Origin of the sequence: Leifsonia sp. PS1209 (genome assembly GCF_012317045.1) — a bacterium.
Lineage (GTDB): Bacteria > Actinomycetota > Actinomycetes > Actinomycetales > Microbacteriaceae > Leifsonia.
In genome coordinates, this window is record NZ_CP051154.1 from 3,538,285 (window position 1) to 3,555,812 (window position 17,528).

The 17,528-nt window shown below is 70.4% G+C and carries 20 protein-coding genes; 8 read left to right on the plus strand and 12 right to left on the minus strand.

The window, feature by feature from the left end; all coding sequences use genetic code 11:
• Window positions 1-136: 136 nt before the first annotated feature.
• A complete protein-coding gene (locus HF024_RS16895; RefSeq protein ID WP_168690355.1) occupies window positions 137-673 on the plus strand; it encodes a cupin domain-containing protein in 537 nt (178 codons plus the stop codon).
• A 96-nt stretch (window positions 674-769) separates the two neighbouring features.
• The gene (locus HF024_RS16900; protein WP_168690356.1) at window positions 770-1,669 is read left to right on the plus strand and encodes an aminoglycoside phosphotransferase family protein; all 900 of its coding nucleotides are present in this window, start codon (window positions 770-772) and stop codon (window positions 1,667-1,669) included.
• 44 nt (window positions 1,670-1,713) lie between these two features.
• On the opposite strand, the gene HF024_RS16905 is transcribed toward HF024_RS16900, so the two are convergent.
• The 11 genes from HF024_RS16905 to HF024_RS16955 form a co-directional block, all read right to left on the minus strand.
• The gene (locus HF024_RS16905) at window positions 1,714-2,574 is read right to left on the minus strand and encodes a patatin-like phospholipase family protein (protein WP_168690357.1); all 861 of its coding nucleotides are present in this window, start codon (window positions 2,572-2,574) and stop codon (window positions 1,714-1,716) included.
• Window positions 2,575-2,674: 100 nt separating this feature from the next.
• The gene (locus HF024_RS16910) at window positions 2,675-4,900 is read right to left on the minus strand and encodes a DEAD/DEAH box helicase (protein ID WP_168690358.1); all 2,226 of its coding nucleotides are present in this window, start codon (window positions 4,898-4,900) and stop codon (window positions 2,675-2,677) included.
• A gap of 272 nt (window positions 4,901-5,172) precedes the next feature.
• The gene (locus HF024_RS16915; protein ID WP_085370543.1) at window positions 5,173-5,676 is read right to left on the minus strand and encodes a hypothetical protein; all 504 of its coding nucleotides are present in this window, start codon (window positions 5,674-5,676) and stop codon (window positions 5,173-5,175) included.
• A 148-nt stretch (window positions 5,677-5,824) separates the two neighbouring features.
• A complete protein-coding gene (locus HF024_RS16920; RefSeq protein ID WP_085370544.1) occupies window positions 5,825-6,175 on the minus strand; it encodes a VOC family protein in 351 nt (116 codons plus the stop codon).
• A 42-nt stretch (window positions 6,176-6,217) separates the two neighbouring features.
• On the minus strand, window positions 6,218-7,075 hold the full coding sequence (locus HF024_RS16925; protein ID WP_085370545.1) for a MurR/RpiR family transcriptional regulator: 858 nt from the start codon (window positions 7,073-7,075) through the stop codon (window positions 6,218-6,220).
• On the minus strand, window positions 7,072-7,923 hold the full coding sequence (locus tag HF024_RS16930) for a metallophosphoesterase (RefSeq protein ID WP_210723974.1): 852 nt from the start codon (window positions 7,921-7,923) through the stop codon (window positions 7,072-7,074). Before HF024_RS16930 ends, HF024_RS16925 begins: the two co-directional genes overlap by 4 nt.
• A 9-nt stretch (window positions 7,924-7,932) precedes the next feature.
• Window positions 7,933-8,865 carry a phosphonate ABC transporter, permease protein PhnE gene (phnE, locus tag HF024_RS16935; RefSeq protein WP_168690359.1) on the minus strand — a complete coding sequence of 311 codons (933 nt, stop codon included), beginning with the start codon at window positions 8,863-8,865 and terminating at the stop codon, window positions 7,933-7,935.
• Window positions 8,862-9,659, minus strand: coding sequence for a phosphonate ABC transporter, permease protein PhnE (gene phnE, locus HF024_RS16940; protein WP_168690360.1), 798 nt, complete (start codon window positions 9,657-9,659; stop codon window positions 8,862-8,864). Before phnE (HF024_RS16940) ends, phnE (HF024_RS16935) begins: the two co-directional genes overlap by 4 nt.
• On the minus strand, window positions 9,656-10,456 hold the full coding sequence (gene phnC / locus HF024_RS16945) for a phosphonate ABC transporter ATP-binding protein (protein ID WP_168690361.1): 801 nt from the start codon (window positions 10,454-10,456) through the stop codon (window positions 9,656-9,658). The genes phnE (HF024_RS16940) and phnC overlap by 4 nt, the downstream gene beginning before the upstream one ends.
• A gap of 77 nt (window positions 10,457-10,533) precedes the next feature.
• Window positions 10,534-11,565, minus strand: coding sequence for a phosphate/phosphite/phosphonate ABC transporter substrate-binding protein (gene phnD, locus HF024_RS16950; RefSeq protein WP_168690362.1), 1,032 nt, complete (start codon window positions 11,563-11,565; stop codon window positions 10,534-10,536).
• A gap of 91 nt (window positions 11,566-11,656) precedes the next feature.
• Window positions 11,657-12,406: an HAD family hydrolase gene (locus tag HF024_RS16955; protein WP_168690363.1), complete on the minus strand. Its 750-nt coding sequence runs from the start codon at window positions 12,404-12,406 to the stop codon at window positions 11,657-11,659.
• 99 nt (window positions 12,407-12,505) lie between these two features.
• Here HF024_RS16955 and HF024_RS16960 point away from each other — a divergent pair, with 99 nt between their 5' ends.
• The 6 genes from HF024_RS16960 (at window position 12,506) to HF024_RS16985 (ending at window position 16,725) form a co-directional block, all read left to right on the plus strand.
• Window positions 12,506-12,889: a hypothetical protein gene (locus HF024_RS16960; RefSeq protein ID WP_085370551.1), complete on the plus strand. Its 384-nt coding sequence runs from the start codon at window positions 12,506-12,508 to the stop codon at window positions 12,887-12,889.
• A gap of 117 nt (window positions 12,890-13,006) precedes the next feature.
• On the plus strand, window positions 13,007-13,462 hold the full coding sequence (locus HF024_RS16965; RefSeq protein WP_168690364.1) for a hypothetical protein: 456 nt from the start codon (window positions 13,007-13,009) through the stop codon (window positions 13,460-13,462).
• Window positions 13,463-13,515: 53 nt separating this feature from the next.
• A complete protein-coding gene (locus tag HF024_RS16970) occupies window positions 13,516-14,106 on the plus strand; it encodes a sigma-70 family RNA polymerase sigma factor (protein ID WP_168690365.1) in 591 nt (196 codons plus the stop codon).
• Complete coding sequence (locus HF024_RS16975) at window positions 14,103-14,684, plus strand: hypothetical protein (RefSeq protein ID WP_168690366.1); 582 nt, start codon at window positions 14,103-14,105, stop codon at window positions 14,682-14,684. The genes HF024_RS16970 and HF024_RS16975 overlap by 4 nt, the downstream gene beginning before the upstream one ends.
• A 33-nt stretch (window positions 14,685-14,717) precedes the next feature.
• Window positions 14,718-16,283, plus strand: coding sequence for an NAD(P)/FAD-dependent oxidoreductase (locus HF024_RS16980; RefSeq protein ID WP_168690367.1), 1,566 nt, complete (start codon window positions 14,718-14,720; stop codon window positions 16,281-16,283).
• A 1-nt stretch (window position 16,284) separates the two neighbouring features.
• A complete protein-coding gene (locus tag HF024_RS16985) occupies window positions 16,285-16,725 on the plus strand; it encodes an SRPBCC family protein (RefSeq protein ID WP_168690368.1) in 441 nt (146 codons plus the stop codon).
• 5 nt (window positions 16,726-16,730) lie between these two features.
• Here the strand turns inward: HF024_RS16985 and HF024_RS16990 are convergent, their stop codons facing one another.
• A complete protein-coding gene (locus tag HF024_RS16990) occupies window positions 16,731-17,513 on the minus strand; it encodes an alpha/beta hydrolase-fold protein (RefSeq protein ID WP_168690369.1) in 783 nt (260 codons plus the stop codon).
• Window positions 17,514-17,528: the final 15 nt, after the last annotated feature.

The window sequence follows — 17,528 nt, forward strand, 5'->3', positions numbered from 1 at the left end:
GGAGAACGTCCGGAGCGATAGAGTTCCTGGACGGCTCGGCTGATGGTGCAGCGGGCGATTTTCAGGAAGCCTAATTCAATTGGGTTAAAATTCGTTAATCTGTATCGAACTTGTTACAACGGAGGGTGCACACGACGTGCTCGGAGACAGACTCAAAGCGCTGCGGCTCGAACGCGGAATGACGCTGAAACAGCTGTCGGAAGTATCCGGGCTCTCGGTCGGAATGCTCAGCCAGATCGAGAACGGCACCGCCGATCCGAGCCTCGGCTCGCTGCGCAAACTCGCGGGCGTCTTCGAGGCGGCGATCTCGTCGCTGTTCACCGACCCGGACGCGCCGCTCGTGCACGTCAGTTCCCCCAACCACCGGCCGACGCTCGGCACCACGGGCAGCGAGTTCTTCTACGAGCGCCTCACCCCCGGCCGGGGCGACCTCGAGATGCTCACGGCCACCATCCCGCCCGGCCGCGCCAGCTCGGCGCGCGAATGGGCCCATCCGTCCACCGAGTGCGCTTTCGTCATCTCCGGCGAACTCCGGGTCGAGATCGGCGAGGCGGAGTACACGCTCACGGCCGGCGAGTCGATCACCTTCGACTCCCGCCAGGCCCACCGCTACGTGAACGCCTCCGAGGCGGACACCTCCATCGTCATCGCTGTCACGCCGCCCACACCCTAGGCACGAGCCATGCACGAGATGCCAGTAACTGTCGCGCATCCCGGGCGTTTCGCGACAGATACTGGTATCTCGGTTACTCTGCGGTAGCGTCGAGCGGTGCATACCCCAGAGGCAGACATCGCGAGCGACGCCGAGCTAGTCGCCCGGCTCGTGGATACGCAGCATCCCGACCTCGCCGGACCGCTCACGCTGGTGTCCGACGGCTGGGACAACCTGATCTACCGGCTGGGCAGCGAGTACGCGGTGCGCATCCCGCGCCGGGAGGTCGCCGCGCACCTGATCGAGCACGAGCAGCAGGTGCTGCCGGCGTTCGCCGCGCGCGTCGACGTGCCCATCCCCGCTCCGGTGCGGGTCGGTACGCCGTCTGAGCTGTTCCCGTTCGCGTGGAGCATCGTGCGGTGGGTGGACGGGGTCGACGGGGCGGACGTGACGGCGGAGGAACGCGCATCCATCGCCCTGCCGCTGGCTGCGTTCGTCGCGGCGCTGCACGAGCCGGCGACGGGCGACATCCCGGCCAACCCGGTGCGCGGCGTGCCGCTGGCGACCAGGGATGCGGCGGTGCAGGAGCGCCTGCGGCACCTGTCGGAGCGGAGGGAGGTCGCCGGTCTCGCCGAGGCGTGGCGGGATGCGCTCGACGCCCCTGTCTGGGACGGGCCGCCGATCTGGCTGCACGGAGACCTGCACCCCGGCAACCTGCTGCTGACGCCGGACCGCTCCGGCCTCGCGGCCGTTGTCGACTTCGGCGACGTCACCGCCGGCGACCCGGCGACCGACCTCGCGACCGCCTGGCTTACGTTCGATCCGGAGGCGCGGGCCGTGTTCCGCGACGAGCTCACCCGCCGCTCCCCCTCCGCCCTGCCGGCGCTGGCCGACGACGCCACCTGGCGCCGCGCCCGCGGCTGGGCGGTGGTCATGGGCTCCGCCCTCGCCGCCAACTCCGACGACAACCCCCGTATGGCCTCCATCGCCACCCACGCCCTCGCCCAGTTCTCCTGACCCCGGCCACGGCCCCGGCCCCGGCCCCGGGGCGGGACAGAGGGTCAGTGGGTGCGGTCGAGGGCTGCGCGGATGCGCGGGGCGGCGGCGACGCCGATGGCGCGGCCGGCGGCCGCTGCGGCGGGCCGGGTCGCGGGGTCGAGCGGGTTGACGCCGAAGGCGGCGGCCGAGGCGTCGTCGGCGTAGACGACGAACACGGGTGCAGGGTCGAGCGACGCCAGCTCGCCGGGCGGGATCTGGCCGAGACCGGGCGCGCCCTCGATGGTCGGTGCGACGACGAGCACCCAGTCCGAGCCGGCGGCGAGGTCGGCGTTCGCCAGCGAGCGCGTCCCGCCGTCCATGTAGCGACGGTCGCCGATGGTCACCGGCGGCCAGACACCCGGCACGGCACAGCTGGCGGCGACCGCCTCAGCGAGCGGCACCCCCGCGTCGGCGTCGAAGACGCGGAACTCGCCGCTCTCCGCATCCACTGCCGTGATCAGCAGGCGTCGCTCCGGCCACTCGCCGGACGGCAGCCGCCCCTCGATCGACACCATGCGCTCCGCCTCGGTGACCGTCTGCGCGTCGCGCGCGAGCCGTCCGATCGCGAGCAGGGTGTCCGACGGGGATGCGCCGGGTGACGCCGCCGCGGTGAACAGTTCCATCAGCGCGGTGAGGTCGACGCGGGGGTCGAACTCGGCCGTCTCGTCGGAGAGCTGCGCGGCGTAGAGCTCCTCCAGCCCGGCGCCGCTGGCGAGCTGCGCCGCCACCGCCGAGCCTGCGGAGGTGCCGATGAACGTGACCTCCGGTGCGAGGAGATGTTCGGCGAGCTGCGGATCAGCATCGGCGATCCCGGCGATCACGCCGATCTCCCACGCGATACCCGCGACACCGCCACCAGCGAAGACGATCGAACCGTTGGTCATGGGCACACGCTACTCCCCGCAGGGACGACGATGGCCGCAGAGACGACGATGGCCGCACCGGATGCATCCGGTGCGGCCATGTTCGTGTGTTGCTGTCGCGCTACGCCTGCGCAGCCGCCTGGGCCAGGTCGGTGATGAGCTGGTCGCCGGGGATCGCGGGCACGAAGTCGGCCTCGATCTCTGCACGGCCGAGCAGTTCGGTCATGCGACGCTGACGCTGACGCGGGATGAGCGTGACGACGGTGCCCTGCTTGCCGGCGCGGCCGGTGCGGCCGGAGCGGTGCAGGTACGTCTTGTACTCGTCGGGCGCGTCGGCCTGGATGACCAGGTCGATGTCGTCCACGTGGATGCCGCGGGCGGCGACGTCGGTGGCGACCAGCACGTTGACCCGGCCGCTGGTCAGCTGACCGAGGTTGCGGGTGCGGCGCGACTGGTTGAGGTCGCCGTGCAGGCTGACGGCCGGGATGCCGGCGTCGTCGAGCTGGTCGGCGAGCATCTCGGCGAACGCGCGGGTGCGGGCGAAGACCAGGGTCTTGCCGTCGCGGTCGGCGAGCTGCTCGATGATCGCGGCCTTGTCGCGGTGCTCGATCACGAGCACGCGGTGGTCGATCGTGGAGGAGGCCTGGTCTTCACCGGCGACCTCGTGCACGGTCGGGTTCACCAGGAACTCGTCGACGAGCTGGGCGACACCCTTGTCGAGGGTGGCCGAGAACAGCAGCTTCTGGCCGCCCTCCGACGTCTCGCGCAGGATGCGCTGCACCGGCTCCAGGAAGCCGAGGTCGCACATGTGGTCCGCCTCGTCCAGGACGGTGATGACGACCTCGCTGAGGTCGAGACGACCCTGCTCGATGAGGTCCTCGATGCGGCCGGGGGTGCCGATCACGATGTCGACGCCGCGCTGCAGCGCACCGACCTGACGGGCCTGCGGAACGCCGCCGTAGATCTGGGTGGTGAACAGGCCGACGCTGCGGGCGATCGGCTGCACGGTGCGGTCGATCTGCAGCGCCAGCTCGCGGGTCGGGGCCAGGATGAGGGCGCGCGGCTTGCGGCCCATCTGACGCTTGCCGCCGGACTTGCCGGACTCGGCCCAGAGCGACATCAGTCGCTCGACCATCGGGGCGCCGAAGGCGATCGTCTTGCCGGAGCCCGTGCGGCCGCGGCCGAGCACGTCCTTGCCGGCGAGCACATCCGGAGTGGTGGCCGCCTGGATCGGGAACGGACGGTCCGCACCGAGCTCAGCGAGCGCGCGCACGATGTTGCCGCCGAGACCGAGGTCGGCGAAGGTCACGCCGTCGACGTCCTCCGCCTGGATGGCGTCGGCCTCGAGGCGCTCGAGCACGACGTCGTCGTTGGACGTGAACGCGGGCTTCTCGTCGCGCGACGGGTAGAACGAGGACGAGCTGTCACGGCGCGGGGCGCGGTCGGCGTCGAAGTCGCGGCGCGGGGCGCGGTCGCCGTCGAACGAACGACGGGGACGGTCGTTGTCGAAGGAGCGGCGCGGACGGTCGTTGTCGAAGTCACGACGCGGGGCGCGGTCGCCGTCGAAGGAACGGCGCGGGGCGCTGTCCTTGTCGAAATCGCGACGGGGCGCGCGGTCGCCGTCGAAGGAACGACGGGGACGGTCGTTGTCGAAATCGCGACGCGGAGCGCGGTCACCATCGAACGAGCGGCGGGGACGGTCGTTGTCGAAGTCACGACGCGGGCCACGGTCGCCGTCGAACGAGCGGCGCGGGGCGCTGTCCTTGTCGAAGTCGCGACGGGGAGCGCGGTCGCCATCGAAACGGCGCGGCGCGCGGTCCTTGTCGAAGTCGCGACGCGGCGCACGGTCGTTGTCGAACGAACGACGGGGACGGTCGTTGTCGAAATCACGACGCGGGCCACGGTCGCCGTCGAACGAACGACGCGGACGGTCGTTGTCGAAATCGCGACGCGGGGCACGGTCACCGTCGAACGAACGACGCGGACGGTCGTTGTCGAAGTCGCGGCGGGGAGCGCGGTCGTCACGGCCGCGCGAGCGGTCGCCGTCCGGCTGCCAGGTGCGGCGTGCGTCCTTGCCGCGGGGCTCCCAGTTGGGGCGCTCCTTGCGGGCGCCGGTCGAGCCTGCACCGTCACGGCCGCCGTCACGCGCTCCGTCACGACCGCCATCGCGGCTGCCGTAGGTGGCGCGGCCGCGAGCGGCGCGGTCCTCCTCGGACCAGCGGGCCTTCTTCGGGCCGCCCTCTTCCGCGCGGTATCCGCGGTGGTTGGGGCTGCGGCTGCCTGCCTTGGGCGCACCCTTGCGGGCGCCGCCGGCGCTGTTGTTTCCGTGCTTCTTGAATCCGGGCATGGATGTCTTCCTGGGTTGTTCTCGTTATGCATGACGAAGCGCGCGGATCATTTCCACGCTTCAAGGAGAACCCGGGCAGTCTTTGGCCGGGGCCGTTCACATACAGTGATCATTCGCCTGCCGAACGGCAGCGAAACCGGCCCACCTGACTTACAAACCCATCCGCACGAACGTGCGGTGTCAAGAGCCGACTTACCTACGATACAGGAACAAGCCTGAGTGTGGGCGGTGACTTTCGCCACCGCCCACATCCCGAGCCTGTCAGGTGCGGATCAGACCCGCTTGCTCGCCTTCACGGCGGCGAAGTACTCGTTCGCCGGCTTGAGGAAGATGAGCACGGTGGCGATGACACCGACGACCACGCGGGCCGCGCCGAGACCGAAGCCGCCGAGGATGCCGAACAGCGACAGCACGGTGACGATGAGCAGCACGATGCGTGCCCAGTTCGCACCGCGACGCATGAAGAACGCGAACAGCACGTACGCGGCGATGTAGAGGATGCCGAACACGACGGCGAAGGTCACGGACACGCCGACGGTCGCGTTCAGCGTCGCGTCGGAGATCTGCTGGCCCTGGTTGGCGAGCTGCTTCTGTACGTCGTCCTTCAGCGACCCGATGGTCGCCAGCGAGACGATGAGCGCGATCAGGCTCAGCGCTGCGCCGACGATGTAGAGCCAGAACGCGATGTTCACCTGCTGCGGCGGGGCGACGGGCGCTCCGCCTCCGGCCGGTGACGAGGATGCTGGGTAGCTTGCCGGTGGAGTGCGATCACTCATGTTGTTCTCCTAGAACGTCGATCGAGCACAAAATTGCCGGGCTGCAAAGACCGGCGCCGCACACGGTAGCCCTTCCCGCGCTGGTGAGCAATAGTCGGTTACGGCGCGTCGCCCTGCCCGGAACGCTCGGACCGGATGCTCCCACGGTTCAGGCCGGAGCCTCCCACAGCTCGATCGGCAGCCCCTCCGGATCGTGGATGCGGGCGAACCGCCCGTACTCCGTCTCCCATTCGTCGCGGCGCTCGACCGGGATGCCCGCCTGCGTCAGACGCTCGGCCAGCGCATCCAGGTCTGTGACCCGGAGGTTGAGCATGAACGCCTGGTCGGCGGGGAAATAGTCGGTGTCGGCGGGGAACGGCGCGAAGACCGTCATGCCCGCCTCCTGATTCCAGACGGCGTTGCTCCCCGCGTCGATGCCGAGGTGCTCCGCATACCAGGCGGCCCTGCCGTCGGGGTCTGCGCTGCGGAAGAAGAGTCCGCCGATTCCTGTCACCGCCATGAGCTGCCTCCCCTGGTTGCCGGATGTGGTGTCATTCTGCCCTCACTCGGCCAGGTTGTCGCTGATCGCGTCGAGCGCGAGCGACTTCGCCGTGGTGGCCGCGTCACCGAGGCGCTGGGTGACCGCCGCCACGAGCCCCTCGATGAGGATGGCCTGCGGCAGACGGGACGCGAGGGTGATCTCGTCGCGGAAGGTGAGGTCGGGCATCGTCACCACGAGGCCGATGTGCGCCGCCTGCGCGATGGGGCTGCGCACGAAGGCCGTCACCGCGATCACGGTGGCGCCCGCCGCCGTCGCCGCGCCGACCGTGCGGAGCGTGGAGGCGTTCGAGCCGCTTCCGCTGACGGCCAGCAGCACGTCGTCCTGCGACAGCAGCCGCGCGGTGATCTGCTGCCCGATCACGTCGAGCGGGGCCTCCGCCGCGCGGCCGATGCTGGTGAGGCGGGCGGCAGCATCCAGTGCCAGCGGTGCCGACAGGCCGTTGCCCACGGCGACGACGCGGCGGGCGGCGACCAGCGCATCCACTGCCCGCTCCACCGCGTCGGCGTCGAGGAGCGCGACCATGTCGTCGACGCGGCCCGCGATGTGCGTGAAGGTCTGCGTGACGATCCCCGCCGACCCGACCGGCGCGGCGGTCGCTGCGGCAGGCGGCCGGTAGCCCGCGTCTCTGGCGAGCAGCACGCGCAGCTGCTGGTAGCCGGTGAAGCCGAGGCTCTGGCAGGTGCGCACCACGGTGGCCCTGGATGCTCCGGCCAACTCGGCGACCTGCTGCGAGCTGAGTTCGACGATCTCGGCCGAACGTTCGAGCAGCACGGCGGCGACGGCCTGCTCCGTCGGCAGCAGGGAGGGAAGCACGGACCGGATGGTCGCGATGACCTCGCCGGGGCGGTGGTCGTTCATCGGGGCTCCTTCGGTCCTGCCGCCGCTGCGATGCGTTCGACCTCTGCGGCGTCGAGATCGAAGATCTCGGTGCCGTCGTCTGCGCTCGGGACCGCGACGAAGACGGCGGTCGGCTCCCCGTCGATCGGCAGGTCGACCACGGCGAAGCCGGAGCCGACGGTCGCGCGCTCGGTTCCCGCGGCCGCGATCGGGTCGGACGAGTTGGCCGTGCCGGGCGCGACGACCACGGGGATGCCGGAGGCGACCGTGCTCAGCGCGTGGTGGTAGTGGCCCGCGAGCACCAGGCGCACGTCGCCGGAGGCGCACGCGTCGAGCACGTCGGCGGGGTTCTGCAGTTCGAGCGCCGCCAGCAGCGCGCTCGCGGCGGGCACGGGCGGGTGGTGCAGCACCACGACGGTGCCGTGCGCGGACGGAAAGGCGACGATGCCGCGCAGCCGGTCGAGGGCCGCCGCATCCACCGCCCCGTAGCCGGCGCCGGGCACGGAGGTGTCCACCGTGACCACGCGGAATCCGGCGACGTCGAGCACCGTCTCCCGCGCGCCGAGGACGCTCTCGAAGGCGTCGCGGAGGTCGTGGTTGCCCATCGCGTACACGATCACGGCGCCGTGCTCCGCCGCCCAGGGCGCGATCCGGCCGGCCAGCAGCCGGTACGACTCCGGGCTGCCGTCGTCGGACAGATCGCCGGAGACCGCCACGACGTCGACGGCTCCGAGCGTCGCCGCCCTGCCGAGGACGCGATCGAGGGCGGCGAGCGTGTCGACCATCCCGTAGTGCAGGCTGCCGTCGCCGAAGAGGTGCGTGTCTGACAGGTGCAGGATGCGCAGGCCGCGCTCAGCCGGGAAGCTCACGAAGTCACCCTATTCCGTCGCCTTCAGCTCGGTGCTCTCCGCCCGTGCCCTGCGCGCGGAACGGCGGCGAACGGCCGTGACCACCGGCAGCTCCCAGTGCCCGGAGATGATCCGGTGGCGCACCAGGCCGGAGAGCTGGTCGATGATCATGGTGACGACGATGACCACGATCATCAGCATCCCGACCACGTCCCACACCCGGAACTGGATGTTGTCGACGAGCATCTTGCCGATGCCGCCCGCGCCGATCAGGCCCAGGATGGCGGACGCGCGCACGTTGATCTCGAACCGGTAGAGCCAGAACGCCAGCACGTCGGGTTTCGCGTTCGGCCAGACTCCCCAGCGCATGATCTGCACCCGGGACCCGCCGGACGCCGTCGCCGCCTCGATGGCTCCTCTGTCGACGGACTCGAAGCTCTCGTAGCCCCACTTGCCGAGCGTTCCGATCGAGCCGATGGCGATGGCCAGCGCGCCGGTGTACGCGGTGAGCCCGGTGACGGACAGCATCAGCACGGCGATCACCACCTCCGGCACGGCACGCAGCACGGCGAACACCGCACGCAGCGGCCAGCGCACCACGGCGGGGGTCAGCCCGCGCGTGGCGAGGAGACTGAGCGGGAAGGAGACGATCACGCCGATCACGGTGCCGAACCAGGCCATCGCGACGGACAGCATGGTCGCGGACAACGCATCCGGGAGCTTTTCCCACGCCGGGGGCAGGAACATCAGGCCGAGGTAGTGGGCGAGCTTCTGCGGCAGCTGCCAGAGCGCATCCCAGGAGATGTCGACGCCCCAGAACGCGGCCACCACCACGAGCGTGACGACCGCCCACACCACGGCACGGGCCACGCGCAGCGGCTTGCGGGGCCGCTGCCCACGCTGCCCGTCGCCCGGGATGCCCGCGGCCGGCCGTGCGATGTCGGCGACAGTGGATGCGCTCATCGGATCAGCCTCCGCCGCGTGTACGAGCTGAGCAGTTCGAGCAGCACGACGAGGACGAGGATCTCGAAGATGATCATGCTGAGGTAGTGGTACTGGTAGAAGGTGCGCACCTTGTCGATGAGCATCCCGAGGCCGCCGGCGCCGACCAGGCCGATGACGGTCGAGGCGCGGATGTTCAGTTCGAGCACGTAGATCGCCTGCGACAGATAGGTGGGCGCGACCTCCGGCACCATCGCAGCGCGATTGGCCTTGAACCAGGTGCCTCCCGCGGCGAGCGCGGCCTCCTGGCCTCCGCGGTCGAGGCCGTCGAGGGCCTCGGAGATGAGCTTGACGATGATGCCGACGTTGAACAGCACGAGGGCGAGAATGCCGGACAGCGCCCCCGTGCCGACGACGGTGACGAACAGCGAGGCGTAGAGCAGGTCGGGGACGCTGCGGACGATGTTCATCACGAACCGTACGATGCCGAGGACGACGCTGTTCGGGTTGGTGGCGCGCGAGGCGAGGAACGAGAGCGGGAGGGCGATGACCACGCTCACGGCGGTGGAGATGACGGCCATCTGCACGGTCTGGAGCAGCCACGGCAGCGTCTCGGGGAAGAAGGTGTAGTCGGGCTGGAACAGCTGCACGAGGGTGTTGGATGCGTTCTGCGCGTTGGCGAACAGGGCGCCCACATCCACCTGGACCGCGACGGCGGACCAGACCGTGATCGCGGCGAGGATCGCCAGCGTGACCACGACCTTCCACGCCGACCGCGGCTTGACAGGGCGCGTGCCCGCTGCCGCGCTGGTCACGGCAGCACCGCCGGGGCGTCGAGCACGTCCTCCGCGGTGAGCGAGCGGCCGTAGATCGACTCGAACACCGACTCGTCCGCTCCAGCGCCCGGTCCGTCGTAGACGACCTCGCCGTTGCGCAGCCCGATCAGCCGGGTTCCGTAGCGACGGGCGAGGTCGAGGAAGTGCAGGTTGACGACCACGGTGATGCCGAGCTCGGCGTTGATGCGCTGCAGGTCGCGCATCACGACGTGGGAGGTGGGAGGGTCGAGGGACGCGACCGGCTCGTCGGCCAGGATGACCTTCGGCCGCTGAGCGAGCGTGCGGGCGATGGCCACGCGCTGCTGCTGGCCGCCGGACAGCTCGGAGGCGGTGGAGTACGCTTTGGAGACGATCTCGACGCGTTCCAGTGCTTGCATCGCGAGCTCGACGTCGTCGGCCGACCAGGCCGCGAGCAGCGTGCGCCAGGCGGAGGTGTGGTGCAGACGGCCCATCAGCACGTTGTTCAGCACCGTGGTGCGCTTGGCCAGGTTGAAGCTCTGGAACACCATCCCGACCTCGCTGCGCAGCGTGCGCAGACGCTTGCCGCGCAGACCGGAGAGCCGGTAGTCGCCGACCGTGATCTCCCCCGAAGTGATCGGGACGAGGCCGTTGATGGTCCGGATGAGGGTCGACTTGCCTGCGCCGGACAGTCCGACGACGGCCACCATCTCGCCGGGCTCGATGGTGAGGTCCACATCCCGCAACCCGGAGAATCCGTTGGGGTACGTGACGCCCACCCGGTCGAACCGGATGCGCGCTCCTGCCGTCTCCGTCATCTCTGTCCCTTTCGTCAAGCGGTGATGCGGGGTGGCGATGGCGTCTCCGCCCCGCCACCCCGCTCCGGTCAGTGCGATCAGCCGAGGCCGATCGACGCTGCTGCGTCCTGCGTCTTCTTGAGGCTCTTCGGGTCCGCGTCGACCAGACCGGTGATCTGGTAGATCGCGGTGAGCGCCTTCACGCCCTCCGGAGTGCCCGCGTAGTCCTTCATCGCGTCGGCGATCTTGTTCTGCCAGGTCTTGCTGAGCTTGCTGCTGATCGAGGCGCCGTCGTTCGGGATCTCGTCGGTCAGTGCGAAGACCACGACCTTCTCTCCCACATCCGGGGTGTCTTTCTGCACGACGGAGCGAGCATCCCAGTAGCTGGTGCCGACCTCGGCGTCGCCGTTGTAGACGGCGAGCACGCTGGCGTCGTTGGCCGTGACCTGGACGGTCTTGATGTCTTTGTCGACGTCGAGCCCGGCCTTCTTCATGGCCGCGACGGGGAAGATGTAGCCGGCCGGGGAGGCCGCCTGCAGCAGCGAGACCGTCGCGCCCTTGATCTTGGTGATGCTGTCGAGCCCGGCAGGACCGGTGCCCTTCTCCGTTCCGTTGCAGTAGAGCATGCCGTTCGCGCCCTTGACGGGGGTGTCTGCGCAGTACTTCTTGGGGTCGTTGGTGAAGAACTGCGCGGCGTACGAGCTCTTGCCGTTGCGCTGGGTCTGCAGCGCGGGGACGGCGCCGTACTTGTCGCAGGCCTGGCTCATCTGCAGGCTGGGGAGCATCCCGATCTGCGCCTGGTTGCTGCCGATCGCCTCGACGGCCGCCTGGTAGTCCTGCGTGATGACGCCCTTGACCGGGATGCCGAGGCGCGAGGTGAGGGCCTCCTCCAACGGCTTGACGGTCTCGACGAGCTTGGCGGCGTCGCCGGACGGGACGAGCGCGAGGGTGAGCGACGTTGGCGCCTTGGCCGCGTCGTCCGAGGTGCCCGTGCACGCGGCAGGAGCGGCCCCGCCGGATGCGGTGGCGCCGGATGCGGTCTGCTGCTGCACACCGCATCCACTCAGCGCGAGCGCGGTGAGGATGGCGAGGCCAGAGGCGCTCGCGACGGCGATCTTCCGGATTTTCATGACGTTCCCATTCTGTGCGGAGGTGAGGACTGCGAGTGGTGGGGTGGTGCGATCTGTGGATGGACGAGCGGGGTGTGGAGAAGTCGTGCGGTCAGGCGGTGGTTGTGGCGGGCTCGTGCGCGGCCGCGAACCCTGCCGGGTCCACCGCCCAGCGGCGGATGCCGTCGTACAGTCCGGGGAAGTCGGCCGCCACGAGGTGGGCCGGGCCGGCGCGGTGGCCGAACCGGTCGATGAGGGCGGTGACGCATCCCGCTGCCAGGGGCTGCTCGAGGTCGTTGCCCCAGATGTCGCCCACCGACAGCAACTGCGACGGCTCCCTGCCGTCGAGGAGCTGCGGCAGGATCGTGGTCCAGCCGGCGGGTTTGTCCGCGTCGGTGACGATCCGGTCGATGCTCCCGGCCAGCCCGATGGCCGCGAGCGTCTCCCGAACCCCGTCGAGCGGCGCGTTCGTCACGAGCACGCGCTCGACGCTCTCCCCCAGGCTGCCGAGGAATCCGGCGAGCCCGTCCGGCGCGGACACCGCGACGGTTCCCCCGGCGAGCGCCCGCCGGCTGGTCTGGTACGCGCTCTGCAGCAGGTCGTCGTCTGCGTGCTCTGCCGCGAGCGCTGCGACGGCCGCATAGCCGTCGATGTATGCGGGCGAGCCAGGCTCGCCGTCGAGGAACGCGCCGAGCCTGGCGCGGAGCGAGGCGTCGAGGTCGACGGCGGCCGCGGATCCCGCGTCGAGGATGCCCGCGATGACGGCTTCCGCGTACTCCCACACCGGCGCATCGCCGACGCACACCGTCCCGTCGAAATCGAGGACGAGGATCGGTCTGCTGGGGGTCTGGCGGTCGTTCACGAGTGCAGCCTATGCGCTGATGAACACTCTGTTCACGTTTTTTTGTCTGATGAAACAACTGTTCACATCGAGTTAACCTCGCACGATACGCTCATCCTCATGGCCAAAGCGCACGACTTCTTCATCCTCGGCGACCACGAGAGCGGCAAGCACCTGGTCGCATCCGCACTCCAGAGCGAAGGGTTCACCGTCACGACGACGCCGACCGGCGGCCTGCTCGCCAAGCGCGGCAGCACCACGGCGACGGTGCTCCTCGGCGGTCTCGCCGGGAACAACTTCCAGATCACCTTCACCGTCGACTTCATGGTCGACGAGCAGGGCAGGCTGGTCGCCCGCCTGAACCGCAACATGTCCGGCGGAGCCCTCAAAGGCGGCGCGATCGGCGCGTCGAAGACCGACACGGCGTTCCAGCGCACGGCCAACACCATCGGCGCTGCGCTGCACGGCGCTGGGACGCTGGCGGACAGCATCTCGCAGGTCTGAGGGAAGTACCCCTCCGGCTGCTGCCACCTCGGGAACCGTTTCGCCGATGCGGACATTACCGTTGTGCATCCAGAACCGGATGCTCCGTTTGCAGCAGTCGACTATCGGGGGTACATCGTGAAGACACACACATCCACGGCCAGGGCGGCGCTCGCCGCGTCCGCTGTCGTTCTCGCCGTCCTCGGCGCACTCTCGGGATGCGCGGGCTCGGCCCCAGCCGCATTCCACGATCCGAGCGCGTCAGCGATCGGCGCCAGCACCAGCACCAGCACCACGCCCACACCAACCCCCGCCGCCCCCTCACCAGACGACCCCATCGACGCCCTCACCGCGTGGCACGCGTGCGCCGTGCTCGGCCTGGAGAACTACGTGGCGCAGAACCCGGGGGCGGCGCTGCATCCGTACGATGTCTCCGTCCCGCCGACCAAGAATCCGGATGGCAGCTTCCAGGCGATCGCGTCCTTCTCCCTGCCACAGCCGGTCGAGGGTGCGAAGAGCATCGTCTACATCTGCACCATCGGCGGGACCCTCGGCAATCCCACCCTCCTGAACGTGACGACCAAAGACGTTTAGGCTGGCCGGTCGCGTGACGGGAACCGTTTCGCCGATGCGGACATTATCTGAGTGTGACGACCGATGACACCGAGGAGCTGGGGGTGATCCCCACGACTCGACGCGACGACCCAGAGGCGTTCGGGGAGTTGTTCGACCTCCACCGCGATCGGGTGTTCCGGCACGCCCTCCGGCTGACGCGCTCGGTGCACGACGCCGAGGACGTGACGGGCATGGTGTTCCTCGAAGCCTGGCGCCGCCGCGACGCGATGCGGGAGGTGGACGGGTCGGTGATCGGCTGGCTGCTGGTCACCGCGAACAACGTCAGCAGGAACTTCGCCAGGTCGAGCCGCCGCTACGCGCACGTGCTCAGCATCCTTCCTGCGCAGGGGACCACCCCCGATCACAGCGAGGCGGTGGATGACCGGCTCGACTCCGACGTGCAGCGGAACGCCCTCCGCGTCGCGCTCGCTCAGCTGCCGAAGCGCGACCTGGATGTGCTGTCGCTGTGCGTGATCGAAGAGCTCAGCACCGCTGAGGCCGCCGCCGTGCTCGGCGTGGCGCTCGGCACTGTGAAGTCCCGGCTGTCCAGGGCGAAAACGCGACTCGGCGGGCTGCTCGCCGAGACGGCCCCGCTGACCCAGACGGAAGGAGGCACCCGATGAACGACGACCAGCACCCCGACGACCCGCAGTTCGACGACCGTCGCAGCGCCGCCTGGCGAGACGCCATCGTGGAGTCCGCCCGCGCCGACCTGGCCAGGGGCGGGCGCGGCAGAAAACACGTGTGGACCGTCGTCGGCCTGGTGATCGCCGCGCTGGTCGTGTCCGGCAGCGGTGTCGCGTACGCGCTCAGCACCACGATCCTGTCCGACCGCTCTGCTCCAGCAACGTCGACCGCGACCGCGACACCGACCCCCGAGGAGAGGGACACCCCGACCGTCATCCCCGCACCGGTCACCCCGACCGTGTCCCCGGACGACCCCATCGACGCACTCGGCGCGTGGCAGGCGTGCGCCGACGTCGGCGTCGAGAACTATGCGGCTCAGAACCCCGGCGCCGAGATGCAGCCGTACGACCCCGACCACCCGCCGACCAGGAACGACGATGGGACGTACCAGGCCATCGTCGCCTTCGTCCCTCCGCAGCCGTTGCCGGGGGTGGGGAGCATCATCGCCATCTGCACGGTCGGCGGAACCAGAGGCGACCCGACCGTCCTGGACTGGATACTGAAAGACATCTGACCCCGTCCATCAACGAGGGGTATACAGGGAGGCATGAGTTCCACACCACCGGATGCGATCGTCGTCGGCTCCGGACCCAACGGCCTCGCCGCCGCCGTGACGCTCGCCCGCGCCGGCCTCGCGGTGCGCGTGTACGAGCGCAACGCGACGGCGGGCGGCGGCACGCGAACGGAAGAGGTGACGCTTCCCGGGTTCCGGCACGACATCTGCTCCGCCGTGCATCCATTGGCTTTCGCGTCCGGGTTCTTCCAGCGGTTCGGGATCGAGCAGCGGGTGCCGTTCATCGTGCCGACCGCGTCGTACGCGCATCCCCTGGACGGCGGGAGAGCTGCCGTCGCCTACCGGGACTTCGAGCGAACAGTGGATGCGCTCGGCGTCGACGGACCCGCGTGGCGCCGGATGCTCGGGCCGCTCGTGCGGAACGCGGACGCCGTCGCCCAGTTCACCGGCTCCCAGCTGTTCCAGGTGCCCCGCCACCCACTCGTGGCCGCCCGGCTGGGCGCGACGATGCTGGCGCAGGGCGGGCCGTGGTGGGATGCGTTCTTCCGCACCGAGGCGCCGGGCGCGTTGCTCACCGGGGTGTTCGCGCACTCCACCCTCCCGTTGCCGAGTCTCGCGGGTGCGGCCGCCGGGCTGACGCTCGCGACGTACGCGCACGCCCGCGGCTGGCCCATCCCCGTGGGAGGGAGCCAGTCGATCGCGGATGCGATGGTCGCCGACATCCTCGCGCACGGCGGGGAGGTGGTCACCGGCACGGAGGTCTCCAGCCTGGCCGAGCTGCCCGATGCCCGCGTGGTGCTGTTCGACACCGGCGCGGAGGCCGCCGCCCGCCTGGGCGAGGACCGGCTGCCCCCGTCGTATCTGCGCCGCATCGCCGCGTTCCGTAACGGCAACGGCGTCTCGAAGGTCGACTTCGCGCTGTCCGGCCCCGTTCCGTGGGCGAACGCGGAGCTCACTGAGTCCGCCACCGTGCACCTCGGCGGGACGCGCGCCGCCGTCGCCCGCTCGGAGCGCGAGGTCGCCGCCGGTCGGCACAGCGACGACCCGTACGTGCTGGTGTCGCAGCCGTCGCTGTTCGACAGCACCCGCGCCCCAGCGGGCAAGCACGTCCTGTGGGCGTACACCCACGTGCCGGCCGGGTCGTCCGTCGACCAGACCGAGGCGATCACGCGCCAGATCGAACGGTTCGCGCCCGGCTTCCGGGATCTGATCCTCGGCAGCGCGCACAAGACCGCCGTAGAGATGGCCGCGTACAACCCCAACTACGTCGGCGGGGACATCTCGGCGGGAGCACCCAGCCTGCGGCAGCTGATCGCCCGGCCGGTGGCCTCCCCCGACCCGTGGCGGATGCCCGGCCGCGGACTCTACCTCGCCTCCGCCGCCGCGGCCCCCGGACCCGGCGTGCACGGGCTGGTCGGGTACTACGCCGCCCGCAGCGCGCTGCGACACGAGTTCGGGATGCGCACCATGCCGTCGCTCGCGCCCGACGAACTGAACCGGGATGCGCTGCACGGGTCGACGCGTCCTCGCCTCGACCCGACCGGCCCGATCGACCCCGCCGAAGCGTCGCTCCGGCCCGACGGACTCCCGGAGCAGTGACATGTCTGTGACCGTGCGCGCACTCGATTGCACCCCCGAGCAGGTCTTCGCCGTGCTCGAAGACCCGTGGGTCTATCCGACCTGGGTGGTCGGGGCGTCCAGGCTGCGCGCCGCCGACCCGACGTACCCGCGCCAGGGCGCCCGCCTGCACCACTCGATCGGCGTCTGGCCGTTCGTGCTCGACGACGAGACGGTGGTGGACACCTGGGACGCGCCGCGCCGCATGGTGCTGGAGGCCAAGACCCGGCCGTTCGGCCGGGAGCGCGTGATCATCGACGTGAAGCCGCGCGGCGCGGGCTGCGTCGTGCGCATGGAGGAGTACCCGATCGGCGGTCCTGCCCGGTTCATCCCGCGCCCGATCGCCGACCTCATCCTGCACATCCGGAACGTCGAGACGCTCCGCCGCCTCGAATACGTCGCCAAGGGCCGCGCCGCCGAATAGTCGACTCAGCGGAGGAAGAGCGGGCGGAGGGCGTCGAGGAGGGCGGGGCGCCAGACGGTGAAGTCGTGGGCGCCGGGGTACGTGCGGGCGTGGACGGTTATGGCGGGGGTCGCGCGGGCGCGGCGCGCGATGGCGGCGGTCTGAGGGCCGATGGCCAGCGCATCCGGAGCACCGGGATGCGGCTGCTCGGCGTCGCCCGCAGCGAGCACTAGGTCGAGTGGCGGGCCCTGGAACGCGTCGAGCATGGCGCGCTGTCCGAGGGCGCGGTAGCGGTCCGCGTCGTAGAGCGCGTCTCCCACCCCGAACGCGCCGTGCTCGCGCGCCGACGACCCGGCCGGCGGCTCCGGATCGTACGCGGCGGGGCTGAGCGCGACCGCACGCCCGAACAGCTCCGGATGCGCGAGGCCGAACCGCAGGGCGCCGAACCCGCCCATCGAGTACCCGGCCACCACACGGGATGCGCGCCCCGCCACCGCGAGCCCGTCCGGCAGCTGCGCCTCGGCGTGCGCGACCAGGTCGCGGGTGAACGCGGTCTCGACCGGTCTGCCGTCTCGGTGGGCGGAGTTGACGTAGTATCCGCCGCGGTCGCTCCACGGCGCATCCGGGAGCACCGCGATCAGCGGGAGGGCGCGCAGGTCGTCGATGACGGGAGCCCACGACTCCGCGCTGTCGCCGCGGCCGTGCAGCAGGTAGACGATCGGCACTGGGCCGTCCGCGCGCTCCGGTATGAGCAGCGTGTACTCCAGCCGCCCGATCGCGGGGCTGACGAACGAGCGCTGTTCCAGCATCCGGGATCCTGTGTC